Annotated in this window: 14 protein-coding genes; 8 read left to right on the top strand and 6 right to left on the bottom strand. The window is 71.0% G+C overall.

The window, feature by feature from the left end; genetic code table 11:
• The first annotated feature begins 75 nt into the window (after window positions 1-75).
• Complete coding sequence (locus ACFFIA_RS26325; protein WP_377255087.1) at window positions 76-906, top strand: M55 family metallopeptidase; 831 nt, start codon at window positions 76-78, stop codon at window positions 904-906.
• On the opposite strand, the gene ACFFIA_RS26320 is transcribed toward ACFFIA_RS26325, so the two are convergent.
• The 3 genes from ACFFIA_RS26320 to ACFFIA_RS26310 all read right to left on the bottom strand — a co-directional run bounded on the left by ACFFIA_RS26320 (window position 893) and on the right by ACFFIA_RS26310 (window position 5,439).
• Window positions 893-1,189 (bottom strand): hypothetical protein, encoded by a 297-nt coding sequence (locus ACFFIA_RS26320; RefSeq protein ID WP_377255084.1) that lies wholly within the window; start codon window positions 1,187-1,189, stop codon window positions 893-895. The genes ACFFIA_RS26325 and ACFFIA_RS26320 overlap by 14 nt on opposite strands.
• A gap of 191 nt (window positions 1,190-1,380) precedes the next feature.
• Window positions 1,381-3,054 carry a cellulase family glycosylhydrolase gene (locus tag ACFFIA_RS26315; protein WP_377255082.1) on the bottom strand — a complete coding sequence of 558 codons (1,674 nt, stop codon included), beginning with the start codon at window positions 3,052-3,054 and terminating at the stop codon, window positions 1,381-1,383.
• A gap of 213 nt (window positions 3,055-3,267) precedes the next feature.
• Complete coding sequence (locus ACFFIA_RS26310; RefSeq protein ID WP_377255079.1) at window positions 3,268-5,439, bottom strand: MMPL family transporter; 2,172 nt, start codon at window positions 5,437-5,439, stop codon at window positions 3,268-3,270.
• A gap of 214 nt (window positions 5,440-5,653) precedes the next feature.
• Here ACFFIA_RS26310 and ACFFIA_RS26305 point away from each other — a divergent pair, with 214 nt between their 5' ends.
• Entirely contained in the window at window positions 5,654-6,283 is a 630-nt protein-coding gene (locus tag ACFFIA_RS26305; protein WP_377255076.1) for a TetR/AcrR family transcriptional regulator, read from the top strand.
• 514 nt (window positions 6,284-6,797) lie between these two features.
• On the opposite strand, the gene ACFFIA_RS26300 is transcribed toward ACFFIA_RS26305, so the two are convergent.
• Window positions 6,798-8,006 (bottom strand): DUF349 domain-containing protein, encoded by a 1,209-nt coding sequence (locus tag ACFFIA_RS26300; RefSeq protein ID WP_377255073.1) that lies wholly within the window; start codon window positions 8,004-8,006, stop codon window positions 6,798-6,800.
• Between the two features lie 227 nt (window positions 8,007-8,233).
• On the opposite strand from ACFFIA_RS26300, the gene ACFFIA_RS26295 reads away from it, so the two are divergent.
• The 4 genes from ACFFIA_RS26295 to ACFFIA_RS26280 all read left to right on the top strand — a co-directional run bounded on the left by ACFFIA_RS26295 (window position 8,234) and on the right by ACFFIA_RS26280 (window position 11,247).
• Window positions 8,234-8,935, top strand: a complete 702-nt coding sequence (locus tag ACFFIA_RS26295) for a class III extradiol dioxygenase subunit B-like domain-containing protein (RefSeq protein ID WP_377255070.1) — start codon at window positions 8,234-8,236, stop codon at window positions 8,933-8,935.
• Window positions 8,854-9,816 (top strand): tRNA (adenosine(37)-N6)-dimethylallyltransferase MiaA, encoded by a 963-nt coding sequence (miaA, locus tag ACFFIA_RS26290; protein WP_377255067.1) that lies wholly within the window; start codon window positions 8,854-8,856, stop codon window positions 9,814-9,816. The genes ACFFIA_RS26295 and miaA overlap by 82 nt, the downstream gene beginning before the upstream one ends.
• A gap of 8 nt (window positions 9,817-9,824) precedes the next feature.
• Window positions 9,825-10,631 carry a diaminopimelate epimerase gene (gene dapF / locus ACFFIA_RS26285; protein WP_377255065.1) on the top strand — a complete coding sequence of 269 codons (807 nt, stop codon included), beginning with the start codon at window positions 9,825-9,827 and terminating at the stop codon, window positions 10,629-10,631.
• Window positions 10,632-10,719: 88 nt separating this feature from the next.
• On the top strand, window positions 10,720-11,247 hold the full coding sequence (locus ACFFIA_RS26280; RefSeq protein ID WP_377255062.1) for a hypothetical protein: 528 nt from the start codon (window positions 10,720-10,722) through the stop codon (window positions 11,245-11,247).
• Between the two features lie 6 nt (window positions 11,248-11,253).
• On the opposite strand, the gene ACFFIA_RS26275 is transcribed toward ACFFIA_RS26280, so the two are convergent.
• Window positions 11,254-12,654, bottom strand: a complete 1,401-nt coding sequence (locus tag ACFFIA_RS26275) for an NAD-dependent malic enzyme (RefSeq protein ID WP_377255059.1) — start codon at window positions 12,652-12,654, stop codon at window positions 11,254-11,256.
• Window positions 12,655-12,753: 99 nt separating this feature from the next.
• Between ACFFIA_RS26275 and hflX the strand changes: the two genes are divergently transcribed.
• Together hflX and ACFFIA_RS26265 are read left to right on the top strand one after the other, a co-directional pair.
• Window positions 12,754-14,205 (top strand): GTPase HflX, encoded by a 1,452-nt coding sequence (hflX, locus tag ACFFIA_RS26270; protein ID WP_377255056.1) that lies wholly within the window; start codon window positions 12,754-12,756, stop codon window positions 14,203-14,205.
• A gap of 50 nt (window positions 14,206-14,255) precedes the next feature.
• Entirely contained in the window at window positions 14,256-15,788 is a 1,533-nt protein-coding gene (locus ACFFIA_RS26265; RefSeq protein ID WP_377255054.1) for a hypothetical protein, read from the top strand.
• A gap of 34 nt (window positions 15,789-15,822) precedes the next feature.
• On the opposite strand, the gene lexA is transcribed toward ACFFIA_RS26265, so the two are convergent.
• On the bottom strand, window positions 15,823-16,500 hold the full coding sequence (lexA, locus tag ACFFIA_RS26260) for a transcriptional repressor LexA (RefSeq protein WP_377255297.1): 678 nt from the start codon (window positions 16,498-16,500) through the stop codon (window positions 15,823-15,825).
• Between the last annotated feature and the right edge of the window lie 203 nt (window positions 16,501-16,703).

Genomic DNA, 16,703 nt, shown 5'->3' with positions numbered 1-16,703 from the left:
CATGAACAGCCACTACGCCAGACAAGCCCTCATTGAGCCCTGATCACAATCGCCGGCTGGAGTACTAGAGTGGGAATGCCAAAGGTCCTGGTATCTGTCGATATGGAAGGCATCTCGGGTGTCGTCCATCCGACGGAGACGAACCCCGACAGGTACGACTACGAGCGCGGCCGCGCGCTCATGACGGCCGAGGTCAATGCCGTCATCGCCGGAGTGCTGGATGCCGAGCCGTCCGCGGACGTGCTCGTGGCGGACGCCCACGGTCCCTTCAGGAACCTCCTGCCCGAGGAGCTCGACCGGCGCGTACGGCTGATCCGCGGCAAGCCCCGACCGCTGGGCATGCTGGGCGGCCTCGACGGCGACGTGGACGCCGTGCTCTTCGTCGGCTATCACGCCCGGGCGGGCGCCGGTCCCGCCGTACTCGCCCACACGATGAGCGACGCGGTGCTGGGCGTGCGGCTCAACGGCCGGGAAGTCGGCGAGATCGGTCTCAACGCCGCGCTGGCCGGCCACCACGGCGCTCCGGTCGTGTTCCTGAGCGGCGACGACGTCGCCTGCGCCGAGCTGCTGGACCTGGTACCCACCACGTCGACGGTCGCCGTCAAACGGGCGCTCGGCCAGGCCGCCGCCGAGACGCTGCACCCGGTGGTCGCCCGGGAACGCCTCCGGCAGGGGGCAGCCGCCGCGATCGCGAGACGCGCGGAGGTGGCGCCACTCCCGGTTGGCCGTGCGGTGTCGCTGGAGGTCGACCTGTACAGCCCCGCCACGGTCGACACCGCCACCCTCATCCCCGGAGTCGAGCGCGCCGCCGGCGCACGGACCGTCACCTTCACCGGCCGTGACGTCGCCGAGGCCTACGGCGTGGTCCATCTCCTCGTTCAGCTTGCCCAGGTCAAGCCCGGCTGACACGCGGTACCGGAATAGGTTCGATCGAGGCGCGGCGGTCGAGGCTGTGGCGCAGGAGCTTGTTTACCCAGTGCTTCTGGACAAAGGCGGAAACCAGGATGAACACTCGTTTCGGCCGGCGCCGGAAGCGGCCGATCGAGATCGGCACGCCAACGCCCGCCACGGTGAGGCCGGCGACCCAGAGTGACGCCGGGTGGACGATCGCCGGGGTGAGCGCGCCGTAGAGCTTCAGTGCGCCGGTGACGATCAGGCCGCTGGCCAGACTGATCGACAGGTCAGTCACGAGTTTTCTACGTCTGTCGACATGACTGTCCACAATGGCCAACAAGCACGTTGCCCTACAGCGCAGGTGATCGAAGCAACGCTATACCGAGTGGTGTAAAGGCCCTCAGGATTCTTGAAAGGCACTGTGGACGGACGCCGCACCGGCCGGGGTCCGGGTCCGCCCGTGGCTCGGACGGACCCGGAAACGCGTCAGGCCGTCGCGGTGCAGGCGCTGCCGTTGAGGCGGACGCTCGCCGGCGGGGTGGCCGTGCCGTTGGCTGTGAAACCGATCGTCACCGAGCCGCCGGCCGGCAGCGACGGGCTCCAGCCCGGCGCCGCCGCGGTCACGGTCGTGCCGCTCTGCGTGACGGTGGCGTTCCAGCCGCTGCCGAGCGTCACGCCGGCCGGCCAGGTCCAGACGACGCTCCACGGGCTGACCGTGCCGCCCGTCATGTTGCGTACGGTCACACTGCCCTGGAAGCCGCCCGGCCAGGCGTTCGTCTGCTGGTACGTGACCTGGCAGCCGAGCGGCCCGTTGGTCGTGGGCGGCGGCCCGGTGGTGGGCGGGTTGCTCGTGGGCGGCCCGCTCGTGGGCGGGTTGCTGGTCGGCGGGCCGCTGGTCGGCGGGTTGCTCGTGGGCGGGCCGCTGGTCGACCCGCCGCCCACCGGCGCGATCAGGTACGGCTGGAGGATCGCCTGCTTCTCCGTGTTGATGTTGGTCCAGTCGTCGAGCGCGATGCCGCCGGTGTCACCGGAGTTGGGGTTCCACGACCAGTACGTGAACGACATCCCGTTGACGCCGGTCCCGGTGTACCGCATCAGCTCCTGGAGCCAGATCTTGTCCTTCGGATTGGCGAGCGTGCTGCCGAACTCGCCCATCATGATCGGGGCGATGTTCTGCTTGTAGAGGTAGCCCCAGAAGCCGTCCCAGATCGCCGGCAGGTTGGCCGGGTAGTCGGGCTCGTCGAACCAGTCCTGGTGGAACACCGAGATGGCGTACTCGTGCGGCGAGTAGACCAGCCGGTTGGCGACATTGAGGCGGACCGGGAACTCGCCCGCCTTGGAGAGGTTGCCGCCCCACCAGCCGCAGCTCTCGTCGTTGCTGGGGTCGCCGTCCCACACGTTGGAGAGGCCACCGCTGGGGCAGCTCACGCCCTCGACGAAGATGAGCCAGTTGGGCTGCACGCTCAGGATGGCGTTGCCGGCGCGCTCGGCCGCCAGCCGCCAGTCCCGGCTCTCCACGCCGCAGCCCCAGCAGGCGCCGGTGGCGTTGGGGTTGGTGCCCTCGGCGTGCGGCTCGTTGTGCAGGTCGGCGCCGATGACGGTGGTGTTGCCCGCGTACCGCTGGGCCAGCGTCCGCCAGTCGTTGATCCAGGTCGCCTCGGAGACGGTCGGCGTGTACCAGAGCGCCGACTGCCCCGCCGACGTCGGACGGTGCCGGTCGAGGATGACCCGCATGCCCTTGCCGCCGGCGTACGCGATGACCTTGTCGAGGATCTGTAGCGGCGTGTTGCCGGCCAGGTCGGGGTTGACGAAGTCGTTGATGCCGGTCGCGACCGCGCCGGGCTTGAGGGCGTCGTTCGAGTACGGGATGCGCAGCGTGTTGTAGCCCAGGCTGGCCATTTTGTCGATCTGGTTGCGCCAGGGGTTGTTGGACCACAGGCCGTGGAACGTCTTGTTGTCGGTCTCCATGCCGAACCAGTTGATGCCGGTCAGCCGTACCGTCGCGCCGGTGCTGTCGACGATCTTGTTGCCGCTGGTGCGCAGGTATCCGGTGCCGGTGCCCGCCGCCAGCGCGGCCGGCGCCATGGCGATGGCGACCAGAAAGCCGGCGGCGGCGGTGGTGGCGACGGCAAGGGCGCTCGCGAGCGCTCTGCGGGACATGCCAGGTTTCTCCGATCAAAGGATGTGCAGCGTCAAGGAATGACCGTTGCCCTGGCTCCGCCGCTCATTCTGATCCCTGTGAATGTCCTCGTCAAACCGCCTTTCGGTTGGCCCGAGCCGCCGTGAGTCGGGCCGCCGGACGGCGCCGGAAAGCGGTGCGGGCTCCCCGACCCGCCGTCGGGGAGCCCGCACCTCATTGGGAAGGAGGAACAGCTAGTGGGTCGCGGCCGCGACCGGCTCGCGTTCCGCCTCCTTGCGCTTGCCGCCGCCCGGCGCGTCGCCGTGCCCGGGCCACCAGGCGGCGTGGCCCAGCAGCGCGGTCACGCTCGGCACCAGGAACATCGACATGACGAACGCGGAGATCGCGATGCCGATCGAGACCGCGAAGCCCATCTCGCTCAGGAACGCGATGCCGGCCAGCAACATCGACGCGAACGTGCCCGCCAGGATGAGACCCGCGGCGCCCACCGACGGGCCGCCGTGCTCGACGGCCAGGTCGGCCGCCTTGCGCGGGTCGTTGCCGAGGCGGGCCTCTTCACGCAGTCGGGCGATCATGAGGATGTTGTAGTCGGTGCCGATCGCCACCACGAAGAGGTACAGGATCGTGGGGAGCATGAACGACAGGCCGGGCCGGTCGCCGATGCCCTGGAAGACCAGCACCGTCGCGCCGAGCGTACTGAAGAAGCCGAGCACCACGGCGATCATCAGGTAGATCGGCGCGACGACAGCCCGTAGCAGGAGGGCCAGGATGATCGCGATGAGCAGGCCCGCCACCGGGAAGATGACCCGCAGGTCGCGGTCGTTGGCGTCGCGGATGTCCGCGAAGATCGAACTCGCGCCACCGACCAACGCGGTGGTGCCGGACGGGGTCTCGGCGTGTGCCACCTCGCGCAGCTCACCGCCGGCGAGGTCGAGCGCCTCGTTGGAGTACGGGCTCTCGGCGAGCAACAGGTTGATCTGCGCCGCCGACCCGTCCTGGGACACCGCGGCCTGGGCGCCGCCCGGAGCGGGCATGATGCCGCCGACGCCGGGCACCTCCTTGAGCCGGTTGGCGTACTGCTCCAGCGCCGCCGGGTCGAGTGCCTGGCCGTTGTCGGCGCGCACGTACACGGTGGTGGGGTTGAGCGCGCCGGCCGGGAAGCCCGCCTGGAGGTCGCGGAAGCCCTGCGACGACTCGGTGTCGTCGGGCAGCTGGGCGGTCTGGTCGTAGTCGGTGGCCATGCCGAGCGAGCCGAGCGCCAGGCCGACCATGAGGAGGCCGGAGGCGGCCGCCACGACCGCCGGGCGGCGGCCGACGAACTGGCCGGCCCGCTGGAACATGGCGCCCTTCGGCGTGCGCTGCCACGACTTGGAGGGCCAGAAGACGACGGGTCCGATGAGCGACACCACCGCGGGTACGAGCGTCACGGCCGCCACCGCCATCACCGCGACGGCGATCGAGAGGCCGGGCCCGAGGCTGGTGAACGCGCCGAAGACGGCCAGCAGCAGCGCCATGAACGCGATGATGATCGCCGCGGCCGCCGAGGCGATCACCTCGCCGACCCGGGCCACGGCCTTGACCAGCGCCTCCTTGCGGTCGTCGCCGGCGCGCAGCCGCTCGCGGTAGCGGAAGAGCAGGAAGAGGATGTAGTCCGTGCCGACGCCGAAGAGCACGATCGTCAGGATGATCTGGAGTGACTGGTCGACCTGGAGGTCGGTGGCCTTGGCGACGAGCGCGATCAGGCCGGGGGAGATGGCGCTCACGATGCTGACCGTGACGATTGGGAGGAGCGCGGCGATCGGGCTGCGGTAGATCACCAGCAGCAACACGATGATCAGCAGCACCGTGGCGACGCTGACGATGGTGAGCGCGTTTTCGAAGGCGTCCTGGTTGTCGAGCTGCATCGCGACGTCACCGGTCACCGCGAGCGCGAGCGGGCCGCCGGCCACCATGGGCTTGACCGTGTCGCGGATGTGCTGCACCGAGTCGAGGACCTTCTGGTCGTCGGCCATCCCCTGGAGGCCGATGCTGATCAGCTGGACCTGCTTGTTGGGGGAGAGCGCCTGGGGGCCGGTCGCCACGCCGGTGACCTTCTCGAAGCCGGCCGACTGCACCGCCTGGGCCAGCTCGCCGACCTTCGCCTGGTCGGCATCGGAGAGCGGCTGACCGTCGGTGCGGCGTACGACCACCGTGGCGGTGGAGTCGTTGGACTGGGCGAACCGCTCCTCCGCCAGCTCCTGAGCCTTGACCGACTCGTAGCTGTTGGGCAGGAAGTTTGCCTGATCGCCAGTGGTCACGTCGGACAGCGTCGGCGCGAAGACCACGATGGCCGCCGCCGCGACGATCCATCCCAGGATGACCTTCCACGGGTTGTGGACGACGAAGCGCCCCAACCTTTCGAACATGACTCCCCCTCAGTCGGCAGTTCGGTCCTTACCGTCCGGCAAGTAGATGTCTACCTGCCGCACGGTAGATAGAATCTGAGCGTAGGGCAAGGGCTTTTCAGGCTTATGACCAAGCTCGCTCGATGATGGTGCGGGAGGCGCGCTGAGAGGGTGCTGAGAGTGCGTTACGCGCCTGTCGCTGGGTACGATCATCGCGCTGAGGAGGTGCACGACCGTGGTCGCTGATGACACCAAGGCCCGGATTCGTGCCGTGGCGATGGAGCTGTTCACCGCGCAGGGTTACGAGCAGACCAGCCTGCGTGAGATCGCCGACCGGGTCGGCATGACCAAGGCCTCGCTCTACTACCACTACCCGTCGAAGCAGGCGCTGCTGCTGGCCCTGATCGAGCCGCTGGTGGAGGAGTGGCGGCGCGAGGTGGAGGCGGCGGAGCAGGATGCCTACAGCCCGTCGACCGTGCGCGTGCGGCTCGGCCGCATCCTCGACACGATGATCCGCCACCGCGACGCGTGCGCGATCGTCATGCGCGACACTCCGGCGCTCACCTCGGTCAAGCCCATCCTGCAGGAGATGATCCACGTGGGCACGCGGCTGCACGCGTGGCTGGCCGGCCCGCATCCGACCGAGGTCGACCGGATCAAGGCGGTCGCCGCGTCCGAGGTGCTGGGCGGCGCGGTGTCGTCGGTCGTGACGATCGCCGAGGTGTCGCCGGTCGTGCTCCGGCAGACGCTCCTCGATGTCGCGATGGGCGTGCTCGGCATGACCCCGGAGCCGGCGGAGGGCACCGACGCACCGCAGGTCGCCGCCCAGCGCGTGCCGGTCAACTCATCCCGCGTCCACGGCTGACCACCGGCGGGCTAGATGATCTGTTCCAAGGGATAGACCTGGGCTGCCGCGATGTCCGCCGCGCTCCGGACCGTCGCTCCCGCAGCCTCGCCCTCCGCGGTGCACAACCAAACCTGCCCTCGCCCAGCAGCACCGAGAGGGCTCTTTCCGGGAAACAGCCCTCTCAGGCCGCCGGCAAAGGGCTGTTTCCCGGAAAGAGCCTTCCGGTGGTCAGGACACGCTGCGACATTTCCGGCGAGAGCTGCGCCAGTTCCCCGTACCTCTTGGCATAGATCATCTAGGACGCGCTGCCGCCGGCGCGGGCCTGGCGCGGTGGCAGTCGCCCGTGCGACGGCGCGGCCCATGGCGCTGGGCGCATCCGTGCGCCCAGCTCGACAGCTCCTCGAACCAGCGACCTGAGGTCGGCCGACAGCTCCCCGTGGCGCCGAGCCGCGCCCGTGGCGCTCCGCCGCGTGGGCCGCGCCTGCGCGTCGAGCCGTGCCTGCGGCGCCGAGCGCCGTGAGTCCCGGCGCGGTCAGCTCGCCTGCTCGGCCAGCTTCAGGAACTGCCGCTTGGACTCCAGTGCCTTCTCCGCCTCGCGGATGCGCTTGGCGTCGCCGGCCGTGCGGGCGCGGTTGAGCCGCTGCTCAGCCTCGGCGACCTGCTCGCGCATCTGGGCCAGCAGCGGGTTGGCGGACGGCTCGGTGCGCCGCCACGCCGAGTCCATCGCCTGGCGGACCCGATCGTCGATCGCGCGGAGCCGGCGGTCGAGACCGGCGGCCGCCTCGCGGGGCACGCGGCCGGCGTCGTGCCACTGGCCCTGGATCTCGCGGAGCTTGGCCTGCGCGGCCCGCGGGTCGCCGTCGATGTCGAGCGCCTCGGCCTCGGCCAGCAGCGCCTGCTTGCGGTCGAGGTTGCCACGCTGCTCGGCGTCACGAGCGGAGAAGACCTCGCTACGCCGCGTGAAGAACGCGTCCTGCGCCGCCCGGAACCTCTCCCACAGCCGCTGCTCCGCCTCCTTGGAGGCGCGCGGCGCGCCCTTCCACTGCGTCATCAGATCCTTGAGCCGGGCGGCGGTCGGCGCCCAGTCGGTCGAGTCGGTGAGCGACTCGGCCTCGGCGACCAGCGCCTCCTTGGCGCCCTGCGCCTGCTTGCGCTGGGCGTCCAGCGTGGCGAAGTGGGCGCCCCGTCGCCGGGTGAAGGAGTCACGCGCCGCAGCGAACCGCTTCCACAGCTCGCCGTCGGTCTTCTTGTCGACGCCGCGGATCGTCTTCCACTCGTCGAGGATCTCCTTGAGTCGGTCGCCGGCCGTCTTCCAGCCGGTGGACTCGGCGGCGAGCTTTTCCGCCTCCTCGACGAGCGAGGTCTTGCGGGCCAGTGCCTCGGCGCGGGCGGCGTCACGGGCCGCGCGGGCCTCACCGGCCTTCTGCTCGGCCAGGCTGGCCAGCTTGTCGAGGCGCGCGCACAGCCCGTCGATGTCGCCGACCACGTGTGCCTCGGCCAGCTCGGAGCGGAGCCGTCGCACGCTCGCCAACGAGTGCGAGGCGTCGGCGGCGCCCGAGTTGAGGCGGGCCTCGACCAGATTGACCTCGGTGACCTTGTCGGCGAACCGGCGGGCGAAGTGGGCCAAACCCTCCTCGGGCGGCCCGGCCTGCCACGACCCGACCACGCGCTCGCCCTCTGCCGTCTTGACGTACACCGTGCCGTCGGCGTCCACCCGACCGAAGGCGGTCCAGTCGCTCATGTGCCCATCCTCGTTCTCCCCGGCGCCGTCGGGCGGGGGTTACCCGGCGGCTACCGCCACAGCGCAGTATGTTTGCAGCGGAGTGTCTCCCGGCATTGTCACAGGTCCCACCCGGTCCGCGTCGAGCGCTAAACGTTGACCGTGACCATATGGTGTCCTTGGTCGGCTTGTGCACGACACAAAGGCACCGCCGGAAGGCACGCCGAGCCCACGGTTACGGTGTCCTCGTGCCATTGGTCGCCGCCGCCGTCTGCCCGCATCCGCCCATGATCGTGCCAGAGATCGCCAGCGGCGCCGCTCCCGAGCTCGACGAGCTGCGCGCGGCGTGTGACGTGGCAGTGGGCCGGCTCGCCGCATCCGGCGCCCGGTCACTGCTGGTACTCGGTGGCGATTCATCGACGATGGACTATAACTTTCCGGTTCGGCCCGCGTTTGCCCGATGGGGCCTGCCCGAGCCGCCGGGCGAGCCACCTTCGTTGCCGCTCAGCCTGTCGGTCGGCGCCTGGCTGATCAATCGGGCGTTCGTGCCGGTTCCGGAGGTCATCCGGCGTTTCGCCACCGTCTCCGACACCGCGCCGGTCGAGGAGTGCGTCACGTACGCCCGCCGCCTGGGGTCCGACGTGCCCTGGGCGCTGCTCGTGATGGGCGACGGCTCGGCCCGCCGGGGGACCGGCGCCCCCGGATACGACGACCAGCGCGCCCGTCCGTACGACGAGATGGTCGAACGGGCACTGGCCACCGCGGACCTGGACGCCCTGCTCGGCCTGGACCCGGTGCTCTCCGCGGACCTGATGGTCGCCGGGCGGGCGCCCTGGCAGGTGCTCGCGGCGGCCGCGGCGGGCGGCGAGTGGCGCGCCACGATGGAGTACTCGGGCGCGCCCTACGGGGTCGCCTACTTCGTGGCGTCGTGGGAGCGCGTGTGGACCTGATCGCCGTGGTCGGGCCGACCGCCGCCGGCAAGTCGGCGCTGGGCATCAGGCTCGCCCACACGCTCGACGGCGAGGTGGTCAACGCCGACTCGATGCAGCTCTACCGGGGGATGGACATCGGCACCGCCAAGCTCACGCCGGCCGAGCGCGAGGGCGTACCGCACCACGTGCTGGACATCTGGGACGTGACCGAGCCGGCGAGCGTGGCCGCCTACCAGCGGATCGCCCGCGCGGCCGTCGACGACGTGCGGGCCAGGGGGCGCGTGCCGATCCTGGTCGGTGGCTCCGGGCTGTACGTGCGGGCGGTGCTGGAGGAGTTCGAGTTTCCCGGTACGGACGCCGGGCTGCGGGCCGAGCTGGAGGCGGAGCTGGCCGAACGGGGGCCGGGTCCGCTGTACGAGCGGCTGAGCGCCGCCGACCCCGCCGCGGCCGCCAAGATCCTCCCCACCAACGGCCGGCGGATCGTGCGCGCGCTGGAGGTGATCGCGCTGACCGGGGCGCCCTTCGCCGCCTCCCTGCCGGTCGAGCCCAAGCCGCACTACGTCGCGGTGCAGATCGGCGTCGACCGCGACGACCTGGCGACGCGGGTAGCCGACCGGGTCGACCTGATGTTCGCGGCCGGGCTGGTGGCCGAGACGGCCGCGCTGGCCGAGCGAGGACTCAGGCAGGGGCGGACCGCGAGCCGCGCGCTCGGCTACCAGCAGGTGCTCGCCCACCTGGCCGGCGAGTGCACCGAGGCGGAGGCGCGCGAGGAGACCGTGCGGGCGACCCGCCGCTTCGTGCGCCGGCAGCGCACCTGGTTTCGTCGCGACCCCCGGATCGCCTGGCTGGACGCCACGCGGCCGGATCTCTTGGAGGCGTCACTCGAGGTTGTTGGATGATGGTTGGTGTGCGATTCCTGAAGGGCCATGGCACCGGCAACGACTTCGTCGTCCTGCCGGAGGGCACGCCCGAGATCACGCCCGAGTTCGTGGCCGCGCTGTGCGACCGGCGGCGCGGCATCGGCGGCGATGGTGTGCTCCGCGTCGCCCGCTCGTCGCTCTCCGGAGTCGACTGGTTCATGGACTACCGGAACGCGGACGGCTCGCTCGCCGAGATGTGCGGCAACGGGGTCCGCGTGTTCGCCCGTTACCTCGCCACCGCCGGCCTCGCGGCCGGCACGGTGCCGATCGAGACCCGGGCCGGCGTCGTGCGCGCGGTGATCGGCGACGAGACCATCAGCGTCGACATGGGCCTCCCCAAGGTGTACGGGGACAGCAGCGCCCGGGTCGGCGGCCTGGAGCTGCCCGGCGTGGCGGTCGACTGCGGCAACCCCCATCTGGTGTGCGCGCTGCCGGCGTCGGTGCCGCTGGAGTCGCTCGACTTGCACGTGGCGCCTGGCCACGACGAGGAGTTCTACCCCGCCGGTGTCAACGTGGAGTTCTTTGTGCCGGTGGGCTCGGGCGCGGCGGCGGATGGCCCGCACGTCCGCATGCGGGTGCACGAGCGCGGCTCGGGGGAGACGCTCTCCTGCGGCACGGGCGCGGTGGCCGTCGCGGCGGTGGCGCTCGCCGGTGCCGGGCGCGACGCGGGCGTGGTGACGGTCGACGTGCCCGGCGGCCGGCTCACGGTGACCTTCGACGGCGCCGAGTGCCACCTGGTCGGCCCCGCGGTGATCGTCGCGTCGGGAGAGCTGACCGCCGAGCTTTCCCGCTGACCCCCTTGATCGATGTTGATCCACCTGTCAGACTGCTCGACTGGGAACGCTCCCACTGACTGTGATCGATTTTTGTGGAGGTCGACCAATGCGCTGGACCAGCGGTTTGCTGCTCGGTGTCGCTGTGCTGGCGTTTGCCACCGGATGCAACGGCCCGCAGGGTGACAACGCCGGTCCGCCGCCCGCGCAGGGTGAAACCACGGCACCAGCCCCGGTGGAGGGGTCGGTGGTGCCCGAGGGCCCCAACGTGCAGGAGGCCCTCGACGTGGCCAACATGCAGTTCACGCTGCTGGCCGACGGTGACTGGGCCGGCGCCTGGGGGCAGTGGACCGATACGGCCAAGAAAGAGGTCGTGCAGAAGGACTTCGAGAAGGTCAACTCGGCCTGCCCGTTCCAGAAGGGCCTGAAGATCGAGCTGCAGGACGTCCGCCCGGTCAACATGGAGCTGGTCGAGCTGACCTGGCGCCAGGGCGACAAGGTCGGCCACAGCGCGCTGCGCCTCACGGGCGGCAAGTGGCAGTACGAGCCGGCCGGCGACACCCTCGTGGAGTACGCGGGCGGCGCCGACGCGGCTATCGCGAAACGCAAGTCGTCCGACCAGTGCCCGGCCAGCTGACCCGGATCAGGTGATCGCGGGGCGGGCGGCGTCGCGTACCGCCGCCGCCACCGCGGGGGAGACCCTCGGGTCGAAGACGCTCGGCACGATCACGCTCGGGTTGATCTTCTCCTCGCCCACCACGTCGGCGATCGCGCGGGCCGCGGCCAGCGCCATCTCGTCGGTGAACGCCTCGGCGTGCGCGTCGAGCATCCCCCGGAAGACGCCGGGGAACGCGAGCACGTTGTTGATCTGGTTGGGCTGGTCGGAGCGGCCGGTCGCCACCACCGCGGCGTGCTTGCGGGCCTCCCGAGGGTCGACCTCGGGGTCTGGATTGGCCAGCGCGAACACGATCGAGTTGGGCGCCATGGTCGCGATGTCGTCGGCGGTGAGCAGGTTGGGCGCGCTCACGCCGATGAACACGTCCGCGCCGCGCAGCGCGCCGGGCAGGTCGCCGGAGTACCCGGTGGTGTTGGTGTGCTCGGCCAGCCACTGCCACGCCGGGCTGAGGTCGGTCATGCCGCGGTGCAGCGCGCCCTTGCGGTCGTACGCGATGACGTCGCCGACCCCCTGGCGCAGCAGCAGCTTCATGATGGCCGTACCCGCGGCTCCGGCTCCGGAGACGACGACCCGCACGTCGGCGAGATCCTTGCCCACGACGCGGAGGGCGTTGGTCAGCGCGGCGAGTACACAGATCGCGGTGCCGTGCTGGTCGTCGTGGAAGACCGGGATGTCCAGCTCCTGCCGCAGCCGCTCCTCGATCTCGAAGCACCGCGGCGCGGCGATGTCCTCCAGGTTGATGCCGCCGTACGCCGGCGCGATGGCCCGCACGATCCGCACGATCTCCTCGGTGTCCTGCGTGTCCAGCACGACCGGCCACGCGTCGACGCCACCGAAGCGCTTGAAGAGCGCCGCCTTCCCCTCCATCACCGGGAGCGAGGCGGCCGGGCCGATGTTGCCGAGCCCGAGCACCGCCGAGCCGTCGGTGACGACCGCCACGGTGTTGCGCTTGATGGTGAGGCGGCGGGCGTCGTCGGGGTTTTCCGCGATGGCGAGGCAGACGCGGGCCACACCGGGGGTGTACGCCCGGGAGAGCTCGTCGCGGTTGCGGAGCGCCACCTTCGAGTTGACCTCGATCTTGCCGCCGAGGTGCAGCAGGAAGGTGCGGTCGGAGACCTTGTGCACCTCGACGCCGGGCAGCACCTCCAGCGCCTTGACCACCTGGTCGGCGTGGGAGGAGTCGGCGGTGTCGCAGGTGATGTCGACGGTGACTCGCAGGTGGTCGGAGTCGACCACGTCGAGCGCGGTGACGACCGCGCCGGCCTCGCCGACGCATGTGGTGAGCCGCCCGATCGCCGAGGCGTCGGCGGTGACGCTCACGCGGATGGTGATGGAGAAGCCGGCGCTGGGCAGGCGCGTGGTGGGCACGTTCGATCCCTTTCGACCTTCAACTGGGTTCAGGGCATTTCTACCCCCGTGCCGGCTGGGTATTTAACCCAGGTGCGTTCCAACGATCCGCGTGACACCATGGAAGGCCGGACCAAACGGACACTGACCAGGGAGACCAGCTTGCAGGACGTCGTTCTCACGAGCGAAGACGCCACGACGGGTGAGCTGGAGCTGGAAGACCGCAACGCGTTGCGCCGGGTCGCCGGCCTGTCGACCGAGCTAGCCGACGTCACCGAGGTCGAATACCGCCAGCTCCGGCTGGAGCGGGTCGTGCTGGTCGGCGTGTGGACCGAGGGCACCGTGACCGACGCGGAAAACTCGCTCACCGAGCTCGCCGCACTCGCCGAGACCGCCGGCTCGCAGGTGCTCGAAGGGGTGATCCAGCGGCGCAGCCGACCCGATCCGGCCACCTACATCGGGCGAGGCAAGGTCGACGAGCTGGGCTCGGTGGTCGACGCGAGCGGTGCCGACACGGTCATCTGCGACGGCGAGCTCTCCCCGTCGCAGCTGCGCAACCTGGAGCAGCGCACCAAGGTCAAAGTGATCGACCGCACCGCGCTGATCCTCGACATCTTCGCCCAGCACGCCAAGAGCAAGGAGGGCAAGGCGCAGGTCGAGCTGGCCCAGCTCGAATACCTCCTGCCCCGCCTGCGCGGCTGGGGTGAGGCCCTCTCCCGCCAGACCGGCGGCAGCGCGCGGGGCGGTGGCGCCGGCGGTGGCGTGGGCCTGCGCGGTCCCGGTGAGACCAAGCTGGAGACCGACCGCCGTCGCATCCGCACCCGCATCGCACGGCTGCGCCGCGAGATCAAGGGCATGCGCACCATCCGCCAGACCATGCGCGCCAGCCGCGCCCGCAACAGCGTCCCCGCCATCGCCATCGCGGGATACACCAACGCGGGCAAGTCGAGCCTGCTCAACCGGCTGACCGGCGCGGGCGTGCTGGTCGAGGACGCGCTCTTCGCCACGCTCGACCCGACCACGCGGCGGGCCGAGACGCCCGACGGGCGGGTCTACACGCTCTCCGACACCGTCGGGTTCGTACGCCACCTGCCGCACCAGATCGTCGAGGCGTTCCGCTCCACGCTGGAGGAAGTGGCCGACGCCGACCTGCTCGTGCACGTGGTCGACGGCGCCCACCCCGACCCGGAGGAGCAGGTGCGGGCGGTGCGCGAGGTGCTCGCCGAGGTGGGCGCCGACACGCTGCCCGAGCTGCTGGCGGTCAACAAGGTCGACGCGGCTGACGAGGAGACGCTGCTGCGGCTCAAGCGCACCTGGCCGGACGCGGTGTTCGTCTCCGCGCGCACCGGCCGGGGCATCGACGAGCTGCGTGCCGCCGTCGAGGCGCGGCTGCCGGTGCCGGCGGTGGAGCTGGTCGCCGTCGTGCCGTACGACCGAGGTGAGCTGGTGGCCCGGATCCATCGACGGGGAGAGGTGCTCTCGGCCAGCCACACCGAGCGCGGCACCGAGCTGCATGTGCGGGTCGACCAGGCACTTGCCGCAGAGCTGGCGCCGTTTGTGCACTCTGAGTGACGAAACATAGCGTTACCCACGCGATGCACGCGGCGTGCGACACTGATCTGATGCGTCGTTTGGTGTCCTCGGTGGTGGTTGCGCTGGGCCTGGTCGGCGCCGGGCTGGCCCTTCCGGCGCCAGCTCTGGCCGCGGGCAAGAAGGTCTGCACCATATCGGATTCCAGGCTCGACGAGATCTCCGGGCTCGTGGCGACGAGCAGTGGATACATCGCGATCAATGACAGCAGCAATTCGTCCAACCGCAAGCGCGTCTTCTACCTCGACAACCAGTGCGAGGTCACCAAAAACGTGCAGTACAGCGGCGACGGCCCGCGCGACACCGAAGACATGGCCGTCTCGCCCGACGGCAAGACACTGTGGATCGCCGACATCGGCGACAACCCCGACAGCCGCGAGCGCCGGCGCAGTGTGGCGCTGTGGACCATGCCGATCGACGGCGGGTCCCGCCCCACGATCCATCGCCTGTCGTACCCCGACGGCAAGCAGCGCGATGCCGAGGCGCTGCTGATCGGGTCCGACAACGCGCCGATCATCATCACCAAGACGACGAGCAAGGCCGAGCTCTACAGCCCGGCCGCCGAGATGCGGGCAAACAACGAGACGCCGGTCCCGCTCAAGAAGGTCGGCGAGGTCACGCTCCCCAAGACGGAGACCGACAACCCGTTCGGCGCGGTGGGGCGGTTGACCGTTACCGGCGCGGCCCGGGCGCCCGACGGCAGCCGGGTGGTGCTGCGCACCTACGCCGACGCGTTCGAGTACGACGTGCCCGACGGCGATGTGGTCAAGGCGCTGACGACCGGCGAGCCGCGGTCCACGCCGCTCGACAGCGACCTGTTCGGCGAGGCGATCACCTACAGCCCCGACGGCAAGACCTTCGTCACCGCCTCCGACCTGGGCAACCTTGGCGACGACGCGAGCAACGACCTGATGCGCTACACGCCGTCCGCGGAAAAGCCGAAGGAACCGGTGACGGCCGACGTGCCCGGCGGCACGGCGAGCGGCGCCGGTGGTGGCTCGTGGACCGACGACCTGACGATCCGCGACATCACATACATGATCGGTGCGATCGGCGTGGTCGGGGCCATCCTGGTGGGCGCCGGCATCTTCGGCATCATGCGGGCCCGCCGCCGCACGTCCGGCGCGCCGGCCAGCCTCAAGCTCCCGCCCGACGAGCCATCCGGCCCGATCAGGGCCCGCCAGTCCGCGCCCGGTGTGGCCGCGGTCGCCTCCGCCTCGGTCGACAACGGTCCCGGCGGATACGACGAGGCGGGCTGGGATCGGCGCCCGGGCGGCTACGACGAGGGCTACCGCTCGGGGCGGCCCGACGACGACTACCAGCCCGCCGGCACCACGTATGGCTCAACCCGCCCGCCGTCGGGCGGCGGCAGTGTCTACGGCGGCGGGAGCGGCGGCGGTGGCAGCGTCTACGGTGGCGGCGGAGGCGGTGGCAACGTCTACGGCGGTGGGCAGAGCCGGCCGCCGCAGGAGAGCCCGCCGGTCGTCGGTGGCACCTACTCGTCGGGCGGTGTCTACGGCCGCCCCCAGGGCGGCGGCCCCTATCCGCCCGACGACGGCTACTGAGCCCGACGACGGCTACTGATCCGCGCCTACCGGCCTACTTCACTCGGCGCAGCACCGCGACGACCCGGCCGAGGATGGTGGCGTCGTCACCGGGGATCGGGTCGAAGGCGGGGTTTTGCGGCATCAGCCACACGTGCCCGTCGCGCCGGCGGTAGGTCTTGACGGTCGCCTCGCCCTCGATCATCGCGGCCACGATCTCGCCCGCGTTGGCGGTGGGCTGCTGGCGCACGACGACCCAGTCGCCGTCGCAGATCGCCGCCTCGACCATCGAGTCGCCCTTGACCTGGAGCATGAAGACCTCGCCCTCGCCGACCAGCTCGCGGGGGAGCGGGAAGACGTCTTCCACCGCCTGCTCGGCGAGGATCGGGCCACCGGCGGCGATGCGGCCCAGCATCGGCACGTACGCCGGGGCGGGGCGGGCCGCGCGGGCGCTCTCGTCGTCGACCATGTCGCTCGGCGGGCGCACGTCGACGGCGCGCGGGCGGTTGGGGTCGCGGCGCAGGAAGCCCTTACGCTCCAGCTCCTTCAGCTGGTAGGCCACGCTCGACGGGGAGACCAGCCCCACCGCCTCGCCGATCTCGCGCACGCTCGGGGGGTAGCCGTAGCGCTCCACCCAGTCGCGGATGAACTCGAGGATCCGCCGCTGCCGCGCGGTCAGGTCGGCCGTCACGAGGTCGGGGAAGGAGCTGACCACCGGCGTGACGGCGCGCAGCTGAGGCGCGTCGGCACTCCGGGACCGGGCCGGGCCGCGCCGCCGCGAGCCGGTCGCCGCCGTGGCCTTGGCGCTCTTCTGCTGGGTCGGCGATTGCCGGCCGCCTTGCTCGTCGGTGGGCACGGTCTGTCCTCCCTGGTCGCGGTGGTGCACGTGGCCCCGACCGGCCGCCTTTTTCGTGGGGATAGTGCCGCGGTGCCCCG

Origin of the sequence: Phytohabitans kaempferiae (assembly GCF_042433955.1) — a bacterium.
Lineage (GTDB): Bacteria > Actinomycetota > Actinomycetes > Mycobacteriales > Micromonosporaceae > Phytohabitans > Phytohabitans kaempferiae.
This window is presented reverse-complemented; position numbering and strand designations above follow the sequence as displayed.